Source organism: Bradyrhizobium sp. (assembly GCF_016213215.1).
Lineage (GTDB): Bacteria > Pseudomonadota > Alphaproteobacteria > Rhizobiales > Xanthobacteraceae > Bradyrhizobium.
On sequence record NZ_JACRAW010000163.1, the window covers coordinates 49,741 to 68,961 of the forward strand.

The window sequence follows — 19,221 nt, forward strand, 5'->3', positions numbered from 1 at the left end:
AGATCCATTCAAGATGATGCACAAAGGCAAATTTGCACGATCATCAGCTTTCATATGTGCTGCGCGTTTTTTGCGTTCATATTGGCTTAATGTTTTCGGCAGTGCAGCAACTGAAGGCGGCCGGCGAGTTCAGTCGTTTGAAAGGTCGCTCTTTGCGAGGTCCCACATCAGCGTGTAGGTGCCAGCCGATACGGGTGCCGCAGATGGCAGGGCCGCGATGCTCGTGAAGCGTGCCGCCATGGCTTCGGAAACAGCACCTACATGGGTCCCTCGATCAGGACGAACCAGTCAGTCGCGCCGGCGCCTGCCGAAGGAATCTCCGCAGTTGGTCCGGACAAAGTTGCATCGCTCTCGATCAGGTGCATGGAGATGATGCCGTCAAGCGATCCCGGATCGAGTTTTTGCCGCAACGCATCACGCAACTGAGTGGCGTCAGCGGCCTGTGGTCGCAGGCGCACAAGTCCCAGCGCAGCGCCACGACCCGTGCCGCGGCTGATCGTGATGCGCGCCACCACGCGGATCATGTTCTTGAAGCGCGCCATCGTCTTACGCGACCAGTCGGTCGGATTGGCGAGGCGTTGCCGGTAGGCAGGGCTGTCCAGGACCTCAATGCTCGAAGTCGAATAGAGGAAGAGATATTTGGGACGGGCGGCATGCGCGACATAGCGCCGCGCCTCCAGGAAACCGTCGATCGCAACCCTCTCGATGAGATGTTCGCGGTCGTACCAGCGATTGAAGTCCGCCTCGTCGGCGGCGTCGATGTCCATCGACGTCAGCAACATGCCTTTGCCGGCAATCGGTATTGGTCGATCCTCCTATCGCGCTGTTCTGGAAGCCAGGTCGGCGATGGCTCTCATTAGGGCGTTTCTCACACCTCCGTCGTAGAGCGAGTGGCCGGCGCCTTCAACGACGCGGATTTCGGCGTCGCGCCAGCGCTGTGCAAGCGCATGCGACGTTGCCGGCGGACACAGCAGGTCGTAGCGGCCCTGGACGATGATGCCGGAAATGCCGGCAAGCCGTCCTGCTTCGTCCAGGAGCTGGTTGGGCTTCATGAAGCAGTCATGGGCGAAATAGTGGGCTTCCATGAAAGGCGTGGCGGGCAGGGGGCGCGACGAGGTCAGTGAAGCGAGATCAAGGCGCGTGCGGCCGGGCATGTGCTCGGAAAGCATTCGCTCGGTATCATGCCAGGCGCGCGCAGCCGGTCCGTGCACGGCAGGATCCGGATCGAGGATGCGGCTCCAGTAGGGCTCAAGCGGCCGCGCACGCTCCTCATCAGGTAAGACGCACAGAAAATCCTCGTTAAGGCCCGGATAGAACCGCGACAGTGTTTGCGTGAAGGCGGTTTCGATTTCGGCCCTGGTGCCGAGAAAGGTCGCGCGCAGGACGATGCCGGAAACGCGATCCGGATGCGCCTCCGCATAGGCCAGCGCCAGCGTCGCGCCCCAGGAACCGCCGACGAGCATCCAGCGCGCAAAGCCGAAATGCTCGCGGATCGTCTCCATGTCCGCAATCAGATGCGCCAGCGTGTTGTGGTTGCGCTCGCCCATGGGGCGGCTGCGTCCGGCGCCGCGCTGGTCGAACAGGACCGCGTGAAAGCGTTCGGGGTCGAACAGCCGGCGATGATCCACCTGGCAGCCGCCGCCGGGGCCGCCATGCAGGTACACGGCGGGAATGCCGTCACGCCGGCCGACGCTCTCGACATAGATTTCGTGACTGTCGCCAACGCTGAGCCATTCCGATGTCAGCGGCGAGTACGGGTCGGCACGGTTGGTCGACCCTGCTGCGTCGGCCTCAGCCGCCATTCTCGCCGGTCTCCGGAGTGCCCCCGGCGAAATTGCGGTAGATGAAGCGGTTGGTCTCGCCTTCGGCTTCGCGCTGGGCCTGCTTGAAGATCGTCTCGTGCATCGGCGATAGCGCGCAGGCGGGATCGGTGTTGCCGGCATCGCCCGTCAGCGCGAAGGCCTGGCAGCGGCAGCCGCCGAAATCGACTTCCCTGAACTCGCAGCTCTTGCACGGCTCGGGCATCCACGCGGTGCCGCGATAGCGGTTGAAGGCTTCCGAGTGCTGCCAGATCCAGGTAATCGAATGATTGGATCGCACCGACTCGAACTGCATGCCGGTGATGCTCTCGGCGGCATGGCAGGGCAGCACCTTGCCGGACGGCGAGATGTTGAAGAACTGGCGGCCCCAGCCGCCCATGCATTTCTTCGGCCGCAATGCGTAATAGTCGGGCACCACGTAGTCGATCGCGAGGCTGCCTTTCAGGCGCTCCCGTGCTTCCTCGACGATCCGTGTGGTCTCCTCGAGCTGCGCGAGGGTGGGCATCAGCGCGGCGCGGTTCTTCAGCGCCCAGCCGTAATACTGCACGTTGGCGACCTCGAGCCGGTCGGCATCGAGATCGACCGCCATCTGGATGATCTCGGGAAGCTCGTGCAGGTTCTGCCGGTGCATCACGGCATTGACGGTAAGCGGGAGATCGAGCTCGCGGGTCCATTTCGCGGCCTCGATCTTCCTGTGCTGGGCGCCCTTGTAGCCCGCAACGCGGTCGGCCGGCGCCGTCTCGGTGCCCTGGAAGCTGATCTGCACATGGCACAGCCCGGCATCGGCCAGTGCACTCAGCTTGTCCCGCGTGAGCAGCACGGCCGAGGTGATCAGATTGGTGTAGAGCCCGACGCCGCTCGCGTGGCGTACCAGTTCCACGAGGTCCTTGCGCGCGGTCGGCTCGCCGCCGGAGAAATGGATCTGCAGCACGCCAATTTCGGCGAGCTCGCTCAGGACCCTCTTCCATTCCTCGGTCGAGAGTTCGCTGCCGGCGCGGTCGAGCTCGACCGGGTTGGAGCAATAGGGACATTGCAGCGGGCAGCGGTGCGTGAGCTCGGCCAGCACCGCGAGCGGAATGCCGAAGGTCTCAGCAAGCGAGCGCTGTTTCTCCAGCACCGCCAGGCTGTCGCCGGGATCGGCCGCTTTGGAATTGGCGAGCACGTCACTCATGGCGTCTTTTCCCGTGCCTCGGTGAGAAAGCCCTTGTCGGCGAGATCCTGCAGCATGGTGATCACATCGGTCAGGATCGCCTCGCGAGGGGCGGCATATTTCGCGGCGAGCTGATCGATCACTTCGCCCACGCTACGCTGGCCGTCGCACAATTGCAGCACTTCGACCGCGATCTCGTCCGGCGCCAGGACCCGTTCCGGCGCCAGTATCACCCAGACCTGCCGCGTCTCGTCGAACTTCAGTCTGGCATGCCTCGGCAGCACCGGCCGGCTTGCCTCGCTGACACTGATATGGCGTGGTCCGGCCATTATGCCACCCCGAGCCGACTTGCTAGGCCGACTTGGGCACGAATGCGCCCGGCGGAATGTGGCCGTCGACATAGGCATGGTGCAGCGCATCGAGCTGCACCCACAGCACGTTGGTCTTGAAGATCAGCGCATTGCACACCAATGCGCGCTGTTCCGGTGTCGTCGCATGCTCCTTTACATAGGCGAGCGCAAAGTTCGCGTCGCGCGGCGCCTGGGTCAGGCGCCGCTTGAAATAGCTCATGATGTCGGGATTGACGAAGTCGTAGTGCTGCAGCATTCCCGAGATGCGTTCTTCGTGGATGGAGGGCGCGAACAACTCGGTCAGCGAGGACGCGATCGCCTCCAGCGGGCTCCTTTCGCGGCAGAAATGTACGTAGGCCTCGACCGCAAAGCGCGTTGCCGGAAGGATGCCTTCGGTCGATTCCACATAGGCCGTGTCGAGACCCAGGCCCTCGGTCAGCTTCAGCCAGCGCTCGATGCCTCCTTCGCGATCGACGTCGCCGTCATGGTCCTCGATGCGGTGCCGCCACTCAAGGCGGGTGGCGCGGTCGCGAAAGCGCGAGATCACCACCGCGTCCTTGATCGGGATCGTGCTCTGGTAATAGTAGCGGTTGAGCGCCCAGGCCTGCACCTGCCCCTTGTTCAGCTTGCCGCCGTGCAACAGCCTATGGAACGGATGCAGGTTGTGATAGCGCGTCGCGCCGATGTGGCGCAGCGCAGCCTCGAGTTCCTCCGCGCTGTTCAGCGTCACGCCCTTGCCGATCGAGAGGGCCGTCATACCCGGAAGCGTCATGGCGTTCACAGCACGATCTCCGTTCCGTCCGGCGGGATCTGCCAGCCCGCCCGCTCGAGCAGCTTGCGCTCGGGCGAGGCCGGCAGCAGCGCCGGGTTCGAGTTGTTGATATGCAGAAAGATCTTCCTGTCGATATCGAGGCCGTCGAGCGCCGAAATCGCGCCGGCCTCTCCCGACATGGCGATATGTCCCATGCTCCGGCCGGTCTTGGCGCCAAGCCCGGCGGCGATCATTTCATCGTCGCGCCACACCGTGCCGTCGAAGAAGACCAGAGGCGCGCCCTTGATCTCCGACTTCAGCGCGTCCGTCATCTCGGCGCAGGCCGCAAGGAAATAGAAGCGTTTGCCGCTCGCCTTGTCGCGGATGCGAAGGCCCAGCGTGTCACCGCCCGCGTCATCCCCGCCGGGATGCACCTTGCCTTCGAGATACCAGGCCGATTTGCCCGGGACCGCAAAGGGCAGGACTTCCAGCCCGGATGGCGAGCCGTCGGGCAGGGGAGGCTCGAAAGCCTCATTGAGCGCGATCGGCTGCCGGTTGACCGTTCTCTCGTTCAGCACATCGAAGATGCTGTTCGCCTTCAGGATGGCCAGCACCTTGGCATGGGCATAGATCGTGAACGGCGAATTCTCCCGCATCGACAGCAGCCCGGCCAAGGCATCGACTTCGCCATTGGTCAGGATCACGCCTGCAATTGGCGTATGGCGAAGCGCGCCGTGCCTGGGGTGAAGCTGGGGCGTGGCATTGAGTTGTTGCCGAAGGTCGGGTGAGGCGTTGATCAGGAACCAGTGCTCGCCGTCGGCACTGACCGCGATCGAGGCCTGCGTCTTCTGCAGCTCGCCCGGATTCGCCCTCGCCGCGCGGCAAACCGCGCACCCGCAATTCCACTGCGGAACGCCGCCGCCCGCCGCGGCGCCCAGGACGACGACGCGAAGCATAACTCGTCTCCTGGAGGGAAAAACGATTAGGCGGATCTCAGGCCGTGACGGGTTCCGAGATGCCTTGGAACGAGTCGCGTGACCGGAGATCCACCTGGTTCAACGTCGAATCGCCGGCCGCTTACTTGCGGGCGGCACACGCATACATGTTGATCTCCATGCCAACCGGCACTTCGACGATCTTGGGTGCTTTCCAGGCCATTTTGGCTCCTTTGTAAGGATAACGCGTTTCCGCCCCCAAGCCGGTAAGTTAATGCAGGTGCAAAAGTTCGCCAGTGAAATCTTGGCAATCTTGCCGTCGCAAATCTGGCCGATGGTCATATTGCGCCGCGAAAGGGCCGGAGGGTCCGGATAGTGCCGAACCATTGCCGCGATGAGGGTTTTGGTGCGGTCCGACCCAGATCGCGATAAAGCAGTTGTGAGCGTCAGGCGACTTTCTTTTTGCGACCTGTGACCCCATTGGATTGAGGATGCCACGCTATTTCTTCAATACCCGCATCGGCGACGAATTGATCGTAGATCCTGACGGCGAAGAGCTGCGAAATCCCGATCGCGCGTGGGAAGTGGCGCGGTCCATGATCATCGAAGTGCTGAGGTCGGAGGGCGCGCAGCGAGCGCTGCTCGATGCCGTCATCGAGGTCACCGATGCCGAGGGCGAGATCGTCCTGGAATTTCCGTTCACCGAGGTGCTCCTGGACATGCCGGACAAGTCGGCCACCAAGCATTGAAGCCCCCGAGCGTCGGTGAGGCATTCGTTTTGGTTTGGCCAATATGTGGAATTCGCATGGCCTTGGAACCGCGCCGGCGCTAGAAACACCGGTGAAACGGAGTAAGCCATGCAAGATCTCTGGCGTCTTTCGGCCGCTGACCTGGCCGCCCTCGTCAAATCCAGGAAGGTTTCCGCCAAGGAGGCCGCAACTGCGGCGCTTTCGCGCCTTGATGCGGTCAATCCCAGGATCAACGCGGTAGTCGACCATCGCCCGGACGAGGTGCTCGAACAGGCCGCAGGTATCGATGCGGCCATCGCCCGGGGCGAAGATCCCGGTCCGCTCGCCGGCGTGCCCGTCACGATCAAGGTCAATGTCGACCAGGAAGGATTTGCCACCACCAACGGCCTGAAGCTCCAGCGCGATGTGATCGCGCGCAGCAACAGCCCCGTGGTTGAGAATTTGCGCAAGGCGGGCGCCGTCATGCTCGGCCGCACCAACTGTCCGGCCGTTTCCTACCGCTGGTTCACCACCAACCTGATCCATGGCGATACGAAGAATCCCCGCGATCCCTCCCTGACGCCGGGAGGATCGTCCGGTGGTGCCGGCTCCGCGGTTGCCGCCGGCATCGGCCATATCGCCCATGGCACCGATATCGCGGGCTCGATCCGCTACCCCGCCTATGCGTGCGGCGTGCACGGTTTGCGACCGACCCTGGGACGCATCCCGGCTTTCAATCCGGCATTGCCGGAACGTCCGATCGGGCCGCAGATCTGCGCGGTCTCAGGGCCGCTCGCGCGCACCATCGGCGATCTCAGGCTGTCGCTGGCTGCGATGTCGGCGCGGGATGTGCGCGATCCCTGGTGGGTGCCGGCGCCTCTGGAGGGACCGCCGGTGGCAAAGCGGGCCGCGCTGAGCCTCAACCCCGATGGGCTGGAGACTGCGCCCGAGGTGAAGGCGGCGGTCGTTGATGCCGGCAAGCGGCTCGAGCGTGCCGGTTGGACTGTCGAGATGATCGAGAATACCCCGCCTTTGCGCGAACCCGCCGACTGGCTCACCAAGCTCTGGCTCGGCGACGGCTATGAGGCGCAGCTTGCGGCCGCCGAGCGCGAGGGCGACCCCGGGGCGCTCGCCTGCCTGCGTGGCAACCGGGCAAAAGTGTTCCCGTTCGACCAGGCGTCCTACTCCAAGGCGCTGGCGCGACGCGCGACGCTGACGCGCGAATGGCTGCAGTTCCTCGAGAAATATGCCGTGCTCATTACGCCGGTGTCCGGCGAACTCCCGTTCCCGGATGGCCTCGACACGCGCGACGATGCATCGTTCGCGCGGGTATGGCGCGCGCAATTGCCGCAGATCGCCATTCCCTTCATGGGGCTGCCGGGACTGACGGTCTCGACCGGTCTGGTCGGCCGCAGCCCCGTCGGGGTGCAGGTCATCTCGAGCCGCTATCGCGAGGATCTCTGCCTGCTCGCGGGCGAAGCGATCGAAGCCGGCGGCGTGCCGCCGTCGCCCATCGATCCGATCACCTGACGAAGCAACGTATGGCGGGCGTGCACGATTTCACGGCCAGATCGCTCGCCGGCGAGGAAATTGCGCTGAAGCGGTTTGAGGGCAAGGTGCTCCTCATCGCCAACACCGCGAGCAAATGCGGGTTTACGCCGCAATACCGCGGCCTCGAGGCTTTGCATCGCGAATACGCAGGGCGCGGCTTCTCGGTGCTGGGTTTTCCCTGTAACCAGTTTGGCGGTCAGGAACCGGGAGACGCCGAACAGATCGAGGAATTCTGCACCAGCCAATACGAGGTGACCTTTCCCATATTTGGCAAGATCGACGTCAATGGTCGTAACGCGCATCCTCTGTACGATTATCTGAAGCGTGAGAAGGCGGGCCTGCTCGGCTCGTCGATCAAATGGAATTTCACCAAATTCCTGGTCGATCGTGCAGGCAAGGTGGTTGGCCGCTATGCGCCGACCACGAGGCCGGAAGCGCTGAGGCGAGACATCGAGGCACTCCTGTGAACGAGAACGAAGTGAACGAGAAGAATGGCGCCATGAGCGACGAACTGCCTGACCGCCTGTCGGTCGATCCCAACAGCCCCTATTACAATGCCGAAATCCTGGCACGCGATATCGGCATTCGCTTCAAGGGCATGGAAAAGACCAATGTCGAAGAATATTGCGTGAGCGAAGGCTGGGTCCGCGTGACCGCCGGCAACGCCAAGGACCGCTACGGTAATCCGCTCACGATCAAGGTCCACGGTCCGGTCGAGCCGTATTTCCGCGACAAGAAGTCCTGACGCGCTCGGCCATCAGCTGTCATTGCGAGGAGCGTCAGCGACGAAGCAATCCAGATCGTATTTCGCGCATGCATTCTGGATTGCGTCGCTTCGCGCGCAATGACGGTGCAAGAACCGACGACTAGCTCAGCAGCCGAAGGCCAGACCCATGACCGTCCGTATCGTCGATGTTCGCGAAATCACAAAACCGATCTCCTCGCCGATCCATAACGCCTATATCGATTTCACCAGGATGACGACGAGTCTCGTTGCCATCGTCACCGATGCCGTCCGTGACGGAAAACGCGTTATCGGCTACGGCTTCAATTCCAACGGACGTTACGGGCAGGGCGGCCTGATCCGCGAGCGCTTCGCGCCGCGGCTGCTCGAAGCCGATCCCAGGACGCTGCTCAACGAAGCCGGCGACAATCTCGACCCCGACAAGGTCTGGGCGACGATGATGACGAACGAGAAGCCGGGCGGCCATGGCGAGCGTTCGGTCGCGGTCGGCACGCTCGACATGGCGGTGTGGGACGCGGTGGCGAAGATCGCCGGCAAGCCGCTGTTTGGTCTGCTCGCCGAGCGCCATGGCGTGAAAGCCAACCCGCGTGTCTTCGTCTATGCCGCCGGTGGCTACTATTATCCAGGCAAGGGACTGTCGATGCTGCGCGGCGAGATGCGCGGCTATCTCGACCGCGGCTACAACGTCGTGAAGATGAAGATCGGCGGTGCGCCGATCGCTGAGGACCGCATGCGCATCGAAGCGGTCCTGGAAGAGATCGGCAAGGACGCGCAACTCGCGGTGGACGCCAACGGCCGCTTCGATCTCGAGACCGCGATCGCCTACGCCAGGATGCTGCGCGACTATCCCTTGTTCTGGTACGAGGAGGCCGGCGATCCGCTCGATTTTGCGCTTCAGGCCGCGCTCGCCGAGTTCTATCCGGCGCCGATGGCGACCGGCGAAAACCTGTTCAGCCACCAGGACGCGCGCAACCTGATCCGCTACGGCGGCATGCGGCCGGATCGCGACTGGCTGCAGTTCGACTGCGCGCTGTCCTACGGGCTGTGCGAGTATCAGCGCACGCTGGAAATGCTGAAGACGCACGGCTGGTCGCCGAGCCGCTGCATCCCGCACGGCGGGCACCAGATGTCGCTCAACATCGCCGCGGGGCTCGGCCTTGGCGGCAATGAAAGCTATCCCGATCTGTTCCAGCCCTATGGCGGCTTTCCCGACGGCGTGCGCGTCGAGAACGGCCACATCACCATGCTAGAGCTGCCCGGCATCGGGTTCGAGGGCAAGTCGGATCTCTATGCGGAGATGAAGGCGCTGGCGGAGTGACGTCGTCATGTCCCGCGAGGGGGCATCCAGTAATCGGCGGCGTCTCAGCCAAGGCGCGTACTCAAAAAGACGCAGAAGTCGGCTCGTGGCGCTGGGATCGTTCGGGGATCGGGATGCGAGGTGGCGCGGCTGAGGAGAAATCTTCTGTTCAATAGGAGTATTGCCGATTTTGAACCGCGAACAGCGACCGTAATTTGCTGCGGCGCACTTCCAGAGTTGGCCCGCACCGATGACACGAAATGCCAAGCTTTTCGGCCTGATCGTGACTGCGGCGCTCTTAACGGCAGCTCCGTAATCGCCCCATTACTCGCCGGGGAACGCGGCATCCGTATCCCTCGACCGCGCTGAAGCGAGAGTTGGGCGACCACTAACACCGATGAGCGTAGCAGGTGTAAACCGCAGAGTGCATCGGCGGGCCTACTACGGCGCGGCAGCGGTGGGAGCCGGCGCGGCTTATGGTGCGTATCGGTATCGTAGGGCCTGTGGGTACTATCCTTATCCACCCTGCTATTGAGGCACTTGCTACGCCTGCGACATCGGCCGCAAGGATGCGGATCACCGGGGCTGAGCACCGTTGTCCAAAAAGTGGCTGGTCGAGCGTGCGTAACAGGGTGTCCGCTTTGCCCTGAGGACCGGTCAACGTCTGTATCGGGCAGCTAGGCGGCCGTCGCTCTCAGACTATTTACGGCGTGGTACCAATTCAGCCATTTCTTTCGAAACGTTCCAGAACATGCCGATCCGCTTGCTTGTGAATTCTTCAAGGATGTTGAGAATTTCAAATGGTGACCTGACGGTCGCAAGCCTCTGGGTGAATTCGAAGGCAAATTGGATGTTGGCTTGTGCGATTTCCAGAAGCTTCCCTTGATAAGCCGCCACGTTTGAAGTGGCTAAAGAAACGTCGAATCCTTTCCTTGAATCGTGATCCCTCATCATCCGCCCGAGATCATCTTGTAAGGCAGTCGCCCGATTATCAACAATGGGAGCCTCTTGTCTAGAGTCGTCATGAAGCTCAGGAGGCGACTCAGTCGAGCCTGCCGCAACAGAGCGCAGAAAGTTTTCTTTCGGGCTCCTGACAACTGCCTGCTTGTTCCGTTGAGCCCGCGCGGCTATTTTCGAACCGCGTTCGCGCTTTGACGCTTTGGCCCGTTTACGTTTACTCATCTGACGCTCTCTCCAAGGGGGATGGGTGTGTCGACCACAACGGTGATTTCTGAAGCACAACCGACCTTGCGGTATAACGTTCCAAACGCACGATCACGGCAATTCCGCATGAACTTAGAGTTCATCATCGCGTAGCCGTTGATGGATATCGTGTCGCGGCAACTTTGAAGCGCTATTATTACGGAGCGCAACGAGCGGCGATCACGAGTCGCATGCCTGCAACGTGGTCACTCGCATGCTACTTCCGCCGGCGCCGTGTTCCCGAACGGCTTCGGCTTCGGCCCGAATTGAGCCTTCCCAGCCGTTTCGCGTTTGCCGCTACAAGCTGTCGACAGCGACGCACTATTTCATCGCCCGAAGCACCAGCCATCAGATTTGCGGTAGCTTCGGTGCCCGCTGGATCGTCCGCCTTCGCGGACGATCCCGGCAACTGCGCACTACGGCAACCGCATATCCAACAGCCGCCGTCCTTCGCCCTTCAGCAGCTTCTTCACGGCACTCGATGCCACGATCTCGCCCTGGTTGGCATAGGCCTCGTGGTTCTTCTCGATGTCCTCGAGCCGGTAGAGATAGTTGACCATGATGCCGGCGGACTCGCGAACCCCCTTGGGCGAGAGATCTCCCAGCCAGTTGATCCGCTCCAGCCGCGCGCCGTTGCCGAGATGGAAGCGGGCGACTGAATCGATCAGGCGGTTCTCCGAGGTGCGCGCCTTCAGGAAATAGTACGCCGCGAGCGGCTCCAGCACCGCGCGCAGTTGCGCCGCCAGCTCAGCATCCTCGAACCATTTCGGCTCATCGATCCGCTTCAGGAGCTCGCGGTCCTCGTCCGAGAGCGGAACTTCCCTGTCCTGATTCAGCCATCGCATGAAGCCGGGCACCGGCGAAAGCGTCACGAAATTTTCCAGCTTCGGCAGTTCGCGGCGCAACTCCTCGACGACCTGCTTGATCAGGAAGCTGCCGAAGGAAATGCCGCCAAGCCCGCGCTGGGTATTGGAGATGGAATAGAACACGGCGGTGCGCGCCCGCTCGATCGGGACAAGCTGGCGGTCCACCGCCAGCAGTGGGGCGATCGCACCCGGGATGGCCTCGGTCAACGCGACTTCGACGAAGATCAGCGGCTCGTCCACCATCGCGGGATGGAAGAACGCGTAACAGCGCCGGTCGACCGGATCGATGCGGCGCCGCAGATCGTCCCAGTCATGGATCTCATGCACGGCCTCGTAGCGAATGATCTTTTCGAGAATGTTCGCCGGGGTCGACCAGTCTATCTTGCGCAACACGAGGAATCCCCTGTTGAACCAGGAACTGAAGAGGTGCACGGCGTCCCGATCGAGCGCAGCGAGATCTGTGTATCCGTTCGTCATGTCGAGGAGGTCGGCGCGCATGGCGACGAGATCGCCGGTGGCGCCAGGAGCGCGGTTGAGGCGCCGGATCAGCTCCTGCCGCCGCGGCTCGGAGGCGAAATGCAGGCTGCTCGCGTCCTCATCGCTCGGTTGCGTGCGCCACTGCTCGACCGCGTGCGCGAGCTTCTCGCGATCAGGACCGAAGTCGCGGACCAGCGCCTCGAAAAAGCTGCGTCGGCCCGCCGCATCGAGGTTCTGGTAGCGGTCGAGCACCTCGCGCGCGATCGCTATGCCCGAAGCCTCGCCCCGGCCCGACAACAATGCCTCGCAGAGCTCGATCAGGCCTTTGGCATCCTGTCGTACGTCCGAGGCGCCTGCGCGGCCGAGCAGCGTCCGGCCGCGCTCGGAAATCGTGGCGAGCAGGTCCGAGAAAAAGGCGTTGGGCATCTGGCGACTCGAATCCGTTTTTCGACCTTCATAGCTTACATGGGATTTAGGCAGCCACCGATCACAATCAAGCGGGCATTGGCGCGCTATGCGCCGAGGGCGCCCCGCATTGCGGTTGATCCGACATCACACGTTTCGCAGATATCCTCGGCGGTCTGCCGGCGCACTTCCAGACACTGGAACGCTGCGACGGCTCAGATTTGAGGCAATCTGCTTGACCGGGCCATGGGCATCCGTCGACAATCCTTCGATGACCGACAGGCGCTCGCCGGCACCGGCTTGGAGTTCATTTGCGTCTCAGGCGAGAAGGAGAGGATTCGCCCATGAACAGGCCCGGCAGGGTGATCGGCTTCGCCAACGCCGCGCACTTTATCGACCATTACGCGATGCTGATCTTCGCCGCCGCGGTCATCATCATGGGGCCGGCTCTTCAGATGAGCTATTCCGAATTGCTGCCCTATGCGACGCCGGGCTTCGTCGCGTTCGGGGCGGGATCGCTCCTCACCGGCTGGCTCGGGGACCGCTGGAGCCGCCGCCACATGATGCTGATCTTCTTTGCCGGCATCGGCGCGTCGATGATCGCGGTCGGCATGGTACAGACCCCGCTACAGCTTGGCGCCGCGTTGCTGTCGATCGGCGTGTTCGCCTCGATCTACCATCCGGTCGGCACCGCCATGATCGTATCCTATGCCGACCGGCTCGGCCGCGAGATGGGGCTCAACGGCGTCTTCGGCAATCTCGGCGTTGCCTCCTCGGCGCTGGTAACCGGCGTCATCGGCCAGTATCTCGGCTGGCGCTTTGCTTTCATCATTCCGGGAGCCATTACGGTTCTGATCGGCGTCGCTTTCGCCTTCAGCGTGGTGCACGAGGATCGCACCGGCACCAGGCAAGCCGCGCCGCAGGCGCGCGTCGCCAGCCAGGACATGTGGCGGGTGATCGTGGCGCTCCTGATCGTGGTGATTGCGATCTCGACCACGTTCAACGCCGTCACCGTCGCGCTGCCAAAGCTGTTCGCGGAGCGGCTCGCGGATCTCACGAAGAGCCCGGCGCTGTTAGGCGTGATCGCGGCCGGGGTGTACGTGTTCGGCGCAATGGCGCAATATACGATCGGGAGGCTGCTCGATCGTTATTCGCTGAAAGCGGTGGCGCTGCCGCTGTCCTTCATGCTGGCGCCTTTTCTTTACCTCGCGGCCAGCCTGTCGAACCTGCCGCTGATTATGGTGTCGATCGGCATCGTCATGGGGGCGTTCGGGCAGGTAACCGTCAATGACGCCATGGTCGGCAAATACACCAGCGAGGAGTGGCGCTCGCGCGCCTACGCCGTGCGCTACTTCGTTGGCTTCACGGCGGCGGGCGCTTCCGTCGGCCTCGTCGCCTGGCTGCACGAGCAGGGCGGTTTCGTCACCATGCTGCACGCCTTCGCTGCCCTGTGCCTGCTGGCGATCGCGGCGGCGATCATCCTGCCGCGCGAGATCGCGCCCCCCGCGCCGAACTAAGCGGACACGAAATCTACAAGCGCGCGGCCTGGCTACGTTCCCATGCAAATCACTTGCGTGGGGCATACTGCGAAGTTTGTAGCGCATGATTCAGGCCCGCGTTTCGGAGCTTGAAAAACGCTCCCCGCGGCGTCATCAGGCCGCGATGGCTATTGAGCAGCCAATGCTCTGAATGTACTTCCGCTTTCGGCGGCATGGCGGAGAGGGGCCGGACTTGCTGTTGGCTCGACCCGGTCGCGAATGGACCCTGAGCGGATAATCTGCTTGCGGGGACTAGCGATGCCCGAACTGCGCCACGACCGCATACCACAAGGCCATGGCTTCGGGCGATTTGGGGTCCCCGATCGGCAACTTACGCACCGCCGTCTGCACCATGATCAGCTTCGACTCCGGATCGACGAAGAGACCCTGTCCATGAATGCCCAAGAGAAGAAACATTCGCCGCTCTCCCGGCAATATCCAGACCTGATAGCCGTAGCCCCAGGACTGCGCAATGGTGTTGCGCAGGTAACTATCCCGTGGCACAGCCGTCGCATCGAGAAGCCACTGCCGCGGAACAATCTGTTGGCCGTTCCAAGCGCCGTCATTTGCCAACATCAATCCCAGGCGTGCCCAGTCGCGTAGTGTGGCGATGAAGCAGCAGTAAGCCACTTCTTGCCCTGTCGGATCGATCGCCCAGGCGGCGTCGGACTCGGCACCGAGCTTTTGCCAGATCCGCGTCGCTAGATAGTCGGCAAGCGGCATATGGACCGCGCGGCTGACGACGAGGCCGAGCACTTCGGTCTCCGAACTAGCATAGGCAAAGCGTGTATTCGGCGGCGTGTCACGCGTATTGAATTGGCGGAGCGCGGCAATCGCACCGACCGCATTTCTTCCCAGCAGCGCTAGGTGCAACTCGAAAATATCGTCGTCTGGTTGATAGGTTCTTTCAAGAAAAGCGACGCCTGACGACATGTGAAGCAGAGCGCGCAACGGCGTGGCACCGTATTCCGTACCCTCCAATTCCGGCACATAGGTTGCCGTCGTATCGTCGATCGAGCGGATTGCACCTTCGGAGATCGCGATGCCGACCAGTAGTGCCGTGATCGTCTTGGCCATGGAATTCGAGAGCAAACGATCCCGGTCGCTGCGGGCATAGCGATAGCGCTCGAACAGGATCGTGTCCCCGCGCGCGATTAGCAGGCCAGTCACGGGGTGTGTATCGAGATAATCGCCGATCGCCTTCTGCCGACCGTCGTAATGGTAGACGGGAACGATCTCCTCAGCCGCGCGCTTTAAAACCGACGGCGTCGCCGGTTTCTGAACGGTGCGCATCGGGTGCACCTTGTCGAAATGACTGTACGTACCAATCATGAAGTCCTGCCGGACACCCGGTGGGTATTCAAAGGGGGGCACCGGATATCCCCTGGAGGCGCCATATGCCTCAGCCTCGGGACCCGTGTCGGAGAACACCGGACCCGATTCCGCGAAAACAACGCCTTCGCAAATGAACATCGAAAGGAACGCGAGCAGCGAAAGACGGATCATGGCGCCCACCACTGGTAAACCCGACGGGCTGTTAATGCCTAATCAGCCGCGTCGGGGGCTGCCAAACTGGGCTTGTAGGACTTTCGATCCCTTGTATTGTGAAGAGAAGCATACGGAACTCGCATGGCTGCTGCCTGAAGGGCGCAGGTCACCATAAACAAAGCGCGAACCAAAGCGCCGTTTTTGGATGGAGACCTACATGGCCGTTGGCGGATCGTTTGACACGTTCCCCAAGTTGCTTCTGCGAAATGCGGCGCAGTTTCGCAACCGTCCGGCGTTTCGGCATAAGGATCTTGGCGTCTGGCAGACGTGGACCTGGAGCCAGGTCGCCGAGATCGTGCGTGCTTATGCCGCGGGTTTGCAGCGAAGTGGCTTGCAGCCAGGAGACACGATCGCCATCGTCGGTTCCAACCGGCCGAACCTCTACTGGACAGTGATGGCAGCGCAGACGCTGCGCGCGATTCCGGTACCGGTCTATTCGGATGCGGTGGCTGATGAGCTTGCCTATGTCCTCGCTCACGCCGATGTGAGGTTTGTCGCGGCGCAAGATCAGGAGCAGGTCGATAAGGTTTTGTCGGTATCCGACCGGGTGCCGCATCTTCAGAAGATTGTTTACGACGAGCCGCGCGGACTCCGTGATTACGATCACAGCCGATTGATCGCAATCCAAGATGTTATCGAAAACGGCCGCGCCGCGCTTGCGGCTAACGCTACGCTTGGCGGGCAGATCGATGAGATCATCCGGCAGGGTGAAGGTTCTGACATCTCGATTATCCTCTACACCTCGGGAACAACCGGCGCGTCGAAGGGCGTCATGCTGTCGGCGCGAGGCTGCATCAACGCTGTGACGGATACTGTCAAGTTCGATCGACTGACTGAGAACGACGTGGCGCTTGCCTACCTGCCGCTCGCCTGGGTGGGCGATCATTATCTCAACTACGCGCAGGGCATTGCCGCTGGTTTCTGCATGGCGTGTCCCGAGAGTGGTGAGACGGTCGAGCAGGACTTGCGCGAGATCGGACCAACCTTTTATTTCGCTCCGCCGCGCGTTCTCGAAAACATGCTGACGCGGGTGATGATCCGCATGCAGGACGCTGCGCCAATCAAGCGGCGAATGTTCGACTACTTCCTTGGCATTGCGCGACGGCACGGCGAGTCGATTTTGACCGGAAAGCCAGTGCCGCTGTCAGGCCGGCTGCTCTACGCGCTCGGGCGCTTGATGCTCTACGAGCCTCTTAAAAACGTTCTTGGCCTGTCTCGCGTACGCGTTGCCTATACTGCAGGTGAGGCCATCGGTCCGGAACTTTTCGCGTTTTACCGCTCGATCGGGTTGAACCTGAAGCAACTCTACGGCCAGACTGAAGCGTTCCTCTACGTCACCTGTCAGCCTGACGGGGAGATCTACTCCGATACTGTTGGGCCGGCGGCGCCGAATGTCGACATCCGCATTGCGGAATCAGGTGAGGTGCAGTTCCGTTCACCCGGCATGTTTGTCGGATATTTCAAGGATCAGGCGAAGACTGCGGAGACCCTGACGGCTGACGGTTACGTCAAGACCGGCGATGCCGGTTTCTTCGACGAGAAGACGGGACATCTGAAGATCATCGATCGCGCAAAGGATGTCGGCCGGCTGGCCGACGGCACGATATTTGCGCCGAAGTATCTTGAGAACAAATTGAAGTTCTTTCCCAACATCAAGGAAGCGGTCGCTTTCGGCGACTCCAGGGAGTTCGTTTGCGCCATTCTCAATATCGACCCGGCCGCTGTTGCAAACTGGGCCGAACGTAACAACGTTGCCTACGGTTCCTACCAGGAGCTGGCGGGGCATCCGCTGGTCTACGACATGGTGGCGAAAGATGTTGCCGAGGTAAACCGCTCCCTCGCGGAAGAAAAGGTGATGGCGAGCGCGCAGATTCGTCGCTTTCTCATTCTGCATAAGGAACTCGACGCGGACGATGGCGAATTGACCCGCACGCAGAAAGTCCGCCGCGGGTTCGTCGCCGAGCGTTATGCTCCACTGATCACGGCGCTCTACGACGGTTCGCATGAAGCCGACATTTCCACCGAAGTCACTTTTGAGGATGGCCGCAAGGGCGCGATCGCGGCGCGGGTCAAGATCCGCGACTTGCAAACAGCTGGTTCGACGGAATCTCTGGGGAAGGCCGCATGAGGATGCCGGACACCAGCGAACTCTTGCTTCAGGTGGAAGGAGTATCGCTGGCGTTTGGCGGCGTGAAGGCGCTGAGGGACGTTTCGTTTGACATCAGGAAAGGCGAAATTCGCGCCATCATCGGACCGAACGGTGCCGGAAAAACCTCGATGCTTAATGTCATCAACGGCTTCTATCATCCGAACCATGGCGCCATCACCTTCAAGGGTCGGACCCGCGCCCAGATGCAGCCGTACGAGGCATCCCGTGGCGGCATCGCGCGCACCTTTCAAAACGTCGCACTGTTCAAGGGAATGAGCGCACTCGATAATATTATGGCTGGCCGCACATTGAAGATGCGCCGGGGTCTTCTGTGGCAGATGCTGCGTTACGGCCCTGCGCTGGCAGAGGAGATCGAGCATCGGCACCGGGTCGAGGAGATCATCGATTTTCTGGAGATTGAGGCGATCCGCAAGGTGCCGGTTGCGCGTTTGCCATATGGCCTGCAGAAACGCGTCGAACTTGGCCGCGCCCTTGCGATGGAGCCCGATCTTCTTCTCCTCGACGAGCCGATGGCAGGCATGAACCTCGAAGAGAAGGAGGACATGTCGCGGTTCATCATCGACGTCAACAATCATTATGGCACGACCATTGCGCTGATCGAGCACGACATGGCTGTGGTGATGGATCTCTCCCATCGCGTGGCGGTGCTCGATCATGGAGTGAAGATCGCCGACGGCACGCCGGATGAAGTCAAGGAGAATCAGGGCGTCATCGACGCCTATCTCGGCGTCGCGCACTAAGGAGCATTGCGTGATCGGGTTGGGACAATTTCTCGAAGTGCTGATCGGCGGATTGATGTCCGGCGTGCTGTACTCGCTGGTTGCGCTCGGCTTCGTGCTGATCTTCAAGGCATCCGGTGTCTTTAATTTTGCCCAAGGCGCAATGGTATTGCTCGCAGGACTGGCGCTGGTCCGCTCGCTCGACCTGCTGGTGGCATGGGGTTTCCCGCTTTGGGTCGCGATCATCTTCGGCATTAGCTTCGCTGCCGTGATCATGGTGATAACCGCCTGGCTGATCGAGCGGTTGGTGATCGGACCTCTTGTCAACCAGGACGGACTCACGCTGTTCATGTCCACCATCGGCGTGACATTCATCCTCGAGGGTGCGGCGCAGATGATCTTCGGTTCCGATGCTTACCCTTTGCGGCTGTTTCCGACGGACGTCTGGTTGCTGTTTGAAGATCTCTTTCCCGGTGGAATTCTGGTCAACAAGCTGGATGTCTGGGGCGGCTTTATCGCCGGCATTCTGGTCGCGGGTCTCGCGATCTTCTTCGAGCGTACCAAGACCGGTCGCGCACTCAGGGCGGTTGCCGACGACCACTTGGCCGCGCAATCGGTCGGGATTCCAATCAGCTGGATCTGGTTCGTGGTCTGGCTTGCCGCCGGTCTCGTTGCGCTGGTTGCGGCGACCGTGTGGGGTACCAAACTGGGCGTACAGTTCTCCATCACGTTTCTCGCGCTGAAGGCCTTGCCGGTTCTGATCATTGGGGGCCTTACCTCGGTTCCAGGGGCCATCGTCGGCGGGCTCATTGTGGGTGCGGGCGAGAAGATCGCGGAGGTGTTCCTGGGGTCGTACATTGGTGGCGGTATCGAATATTGGTTCGCCTATGTGCTGGCATTGGCGGTGCTGCTCGTGCGGCCGCAGGGGCTGTTCGGCGAGCGGATCATCGAACGAATCTGAGACGAGG

Annotated in this window: 18 protein-coding genes and 1 pseudogene; 9 read left to right on the top strand and 10 right to left on the bottom strand. The window is 61.8% G+C overall.

Translation table 11 applies throughout. The annotated features are described in order from the left end of the window. Positions 1-129 precede the first annotated feature (129 nt). The 7 genes and pseudogenes from HY852_RS26955 to pqqA form a co-directional block, all read right to left on the bottom strand. Positions 130-803 (bottom strand): annotated as a pseudogene (locus HY852_RS26955) (hypothetical protein). 12 nt (positions 804-815) lie between these two features. After that, positions 816-1,802, bottom strand: coding sequence for a prolyl aminopeptidase (gene pip / locus HY852_RS26960; protein ID WP_291608006.1), 987 nt, complete (start codon positions 1,800-1,802; stop codon positions 816-818). After that, positions 1,792-2,991, bottom strand: coding sequence for a pyrroloquinoline quinone biosynthesis protein PqqE (pqqE, locus tag HY852_RS26965; RefSeq protein WP_291608007.1), 1,200 nt, complete (start codon positions 2,989-2,991; stop codon positions 1,792-1,794). The genes pip and pqqE overlap by 11 nt, the downstream gene beginning before the upstream one ends. Next, positions 2,988-3,299, bottom strand: coding sequence for a pyrroloquinoline quinone biosynthesis peptide chaperone PqqD (gene pqqD, locus HY852_RS26970; protein WP_291608008.1), 312 nt, complete (start codon positions 3,297-3,299; stop codon positions 2,988-2,990). Before pqqD ends, pqqE begins: the two co-directional genes overlap by 4 nt. Before the next feature lie 22 nt (positions 3,300-3,321). Continuing rightward, positions 3,322-4,101 (bottom strand): pyrroloquinoline-quinone synthase PqqC, encoded by a 780-nt coding sequence (gene pqqC / locus HY852_RS26975; protein ID WP_291608009.1) that lies wholly within the window; start codon positions 4,099-4,101, stop codon positions 3,322-3,324. Next, on the bottom strand, positions 4,098-5,027 hold the full coding sequence (pqqB, locus tag HY852_RS26980) for a pyrroloquinoline quinone biosynthesis protein PqqB (RefSeq protein WP_291608010.1): 930 nt from the start codon (positions 5,025-5,027) through the stop codon (positions 4,098-4,100). Before pqqB ends, pqqC begins: the two co-directional genes overlap by 4 nt. 121 nt (positions 5,028-5,148) lie before the next feature. Then, positions 5,149-5,229 (bottom strand): pyrroloquinoline quinone precursor peptide PqqA, encoded by an 81-nt coding sequence (pqqA, locus tag HY852_RS26985; RefSeq protein WP_012029362.1) that lies wholly within the window; start codon positions 5,227-5,229, stop codon positions 5,149-5,151. Positions 5,230-5,497: 268 nt separating this feature from the next. Here pqqA and HY852_RS26990 point away from each other — a divergent pair, with 268 nt between their 5' ends. The 5 genes from HY852_RS26990 (at position 5,498) to HY852_RS27010 (ending at position 9,348) form a co-directional block, all read left to right on the top strand. Continuing rightward, positions 5,498-5,755: a hypothetical protein gene (locus tag HY852_RS26990; protein ID WP_291608011.1), complete on the top strand. Its 258-nt coding sequence runs from the start codon at positions 5,498-5,500 to the stop codon at positions 5,753-5,755. Positions 5,756-5,863: 108 nt separating this feature from the next. Further along, positions 5,864-7,264, top strand: coding sequence for an amidase family protein (locus HY852_RS26995; protein ID WP_291608012.1), 1,401 nt, complete (start codon positions 5,864-5,866; stop codon positions 7,262-7,264). An 11-nt stretch (positions 7,265-7,275) separates the two neighbouring features. After that, a complete protein-coding gene (locus tag HY852_RS27000) occupies positions 7,276-7,752 on the top strand; it encodes a glutathione peroxidase (RefSeq protein WP_291608013.1) in 477 nt (158 codons plus the stop codon). Between the two features lie 32 nt (positions 7,753-7,784). Next, complete coding sequence (locus HY852_RS27005; protein ID WP_291608116.1) at positions 7,785-8,030, top strand: DUF3297 family protein; 246 nt, start codon at positions 7,785-7,787, stop codon at positions 8,028-8,030. A gap of 148 nt (positions 8,031-8,178) precedes the next feature. Next, positions 8,179-9,348 carry a mandelate racemase/muconate lactonizing enzyme family protein gene (locus HY852_RS27010; RefSeq protein WP_291608014.1) on the top strand — a complete coding sequence of 390 codons (1,170 nt, stop codon included), beginning with the start codon at positions 8,179-8,181 and terminating at the stop codon, positions 9,346-9,348. 678 nt (positions 9,349-10,026) lie between these two features. Here HY852_RS27010 and HY852_RS27015 read toward each other — a convergent pair. Continuing rightward, positions 10,027-10,509 (bottom strand): Phasin protein, encoded by a 483-nt coding sequence (locus tag HY852_RS27015; RefSeq protein ID WP_291608016.1) that lies wholly within the window; start codon positions 10,507-10,509, stop codon positions 10,027-10,029. Positions 10,510-10,946: 437 nt separating this feature from the next. Continuing rightward, positions 10,947-12,299: a malonyl-CoA decarboxylase gene (locus tag HY852_RS27020; RefSeq protein ID WP_291608018.1), complete on the bottom strand. Its 1,353-nt coding sequence runs from the start codon at positions 12,297-12,299 to the stop codon at positions 10,947-10,949. 323 nt (positions 12,300-12,622) lie between these two features. On the opposite strand from HY852_RS27020, the gene HY852_RS27025 reads away from it, so the two are divergent. Beyond that, a complete protein-coding gene (locus HY852_RS27025) occupies positions 12,623-13,795 on the top strand; it encodes an MFS transporter (RefSeq protein WP_291608020.1) in 1,173 nt (390 codons plus the stop codon). Positions 13,796-14,068: 273 nt separating this feature from the next. Here HY852_RS27025 and HY852_RS27030 read toward each other — a convergent pair whose 3' ends face one another. Next, positions 14,069-15,322, bottom strand: coding sequence for a serine hydrolase (locus tag HY852_RS27030; protein ID WP_291608021.1), 1,254 nt, complete (start codon positions 15,320-15,322; stop codon positions 14,069-14,071). Positions 15,323-15,521: 199 nt separating this feature from the next. Between HY852_RS27030 and HY852_RS27035 the strand changes: the two genes are divergently transcribed. From HY852_RS27035 to HY852_RS27045, 3 genes are read left to right on the top strand one after another with little or no spacing between them, the layout of a single operon-like run. Continuing rightward, entirely contained in the window at positions 15,522-17,492 is a 1,971-nt protein-coding gene (locus tag HY852_RS27035) for an AMP-binding protein (protein ID WP_291608022.1), read from the top strand. Beyond that, on the top strand, positions 17,489-18,274 hold the full coding sequence (locus HY852_RS27040; RefSeq protein ID WP_291608023.1) for an ABC transporter ATP-binding protein: 786 nt from the start codon (positions 17,489-17,491) through the stop codon (positions 18,272-18,274). Before HY852_RS27035 ends, HY852_RS27040 begins: the two co-directional genes overlap by 4 nt. Before the next feature lie 10 nt (positions 18,275-18,284). Beyond that, entirely contained in the window at positions 18,285-19,214 is a 930-nt protein-coding gene (locus tag HY852_RS27045; RefSeq protein ID WP_291608024.1) for a branched-chain amino acid ABC transporter permease, read from the top strand. The last annotated feature ends 7 nt before the right edge of the window (positions 19,215-19,221 follow it).

Bases quoted from the DNA above. Each gene is read 5' to 3' on its own strand.
- pip (WP_291608006.1), bottom strand. From the start codon at position 1,802: ATGGCGGCTGAGGCCGACGCAGCAGGGTCGACCAACCGTGCCGACCCG.
- pqqE (WP_291608007.1), bottom strand. From the start codon at position 2,991: ATGAGTGACGTGCTCGCCAATTCCAAAGCGGCCGATCCCGGCGACAGC.
- pqqD (WP_291608008.1), bottom strand. From the start codon at position 3,299: ATGGCCGGACCACGCCATATCAGTGTCAGCGAGGCAAGCCGGCCGGTG.
- pqqB (WP_291608010.1), bottom strand. From the start codon at position 5,027: ATGCTTCGCGTCGTCGTCCTGGGCGCCGCGGCGGGCGGCGGCGTTCCG.
- pqqA (WP_012029362.1), bottom strand. From the start codon at position 5,229: ATGGCCTGGAAAGCACCCAAGATCGTCGAAGTGCCGGTTGGCATGGAG.
- HY852_RS26990 (WP_291608011.1), top strand. From the start codon at position 5,498: ATGCCACGCTATTTCTTCAATACCCGCATCGGCGACGAATTGATCGTA.
- HY852_RS26995 (WP_291608012.1), top strand. From the start codon at position 5,864: ATGCAAGATCTCTGGCGTCTTTCGGCCGCTGACCTGGCCGCCCTCGTC.
- HY852_RS27000 (WP_291608013.1), top strand. From the start codon at position 7,276: ATGGCGGGCGTGCACGATTTCACGGCCAGATCGCTCGCCGGCGAGGAA.
- HY852_RS27005 (WP_291608116.1), top strand. From the start codon at position 7,785: ATGAGCGACGAACTGCCTGACCGCCTGTCGGTCGATCCCAACAGCCCC.
- HY852_RS27010 (WP_291608014.1), top strand. From the start codon at position 8,179: ATGACCGTCCGTATCGTCGATGTTCGCGAAATCACAAAACCGATCTCC.
- HY852_RS27015 (WP_291608016.1), bottom strand. From the start codon at position 10,509: ATGAGTAAACGTAAACGGGCCAAAGCGTCAAAGCGCGAACGCGGTTCG.
- HY852_RS27020 (WP_291608018.1), bottom strand. From the start codon at position 12,299: ATGCCCAACGCCTTTTTCTCGGACCTGCTCGCCACGATTTCCGAGCGC.
- HY852_RS27025 (WP_291608020.1), top strand. From the start codon at position 12,623: ATGAACAGGCCCGGCAGGGTGATCGGCTTCGCCAACGCCGCGCACTTT.
- HY852_RS27030 (WP_291608021.1), bottom strand. From the start codon at position 15,322: ATGATCCGTCTTTCGCTGCTCGCGTTCCTTTCGATGTTCATTTGCGAA.
- HY852_RS27035 (WP_291608022.1), top strand. From the start codon at position 15,522: ATGGCCGTTGGCGGATCGTTTGACACGTTCCCCAAGTTGCTTCTGCGA.
- HY852_RS27040 (WP_291608023.1), top strand. From the start codon at position 17,489: ATGAGGATGCCGGACACCAGCGAACTCTTGCTTCAGGTGGAAGGAGTA.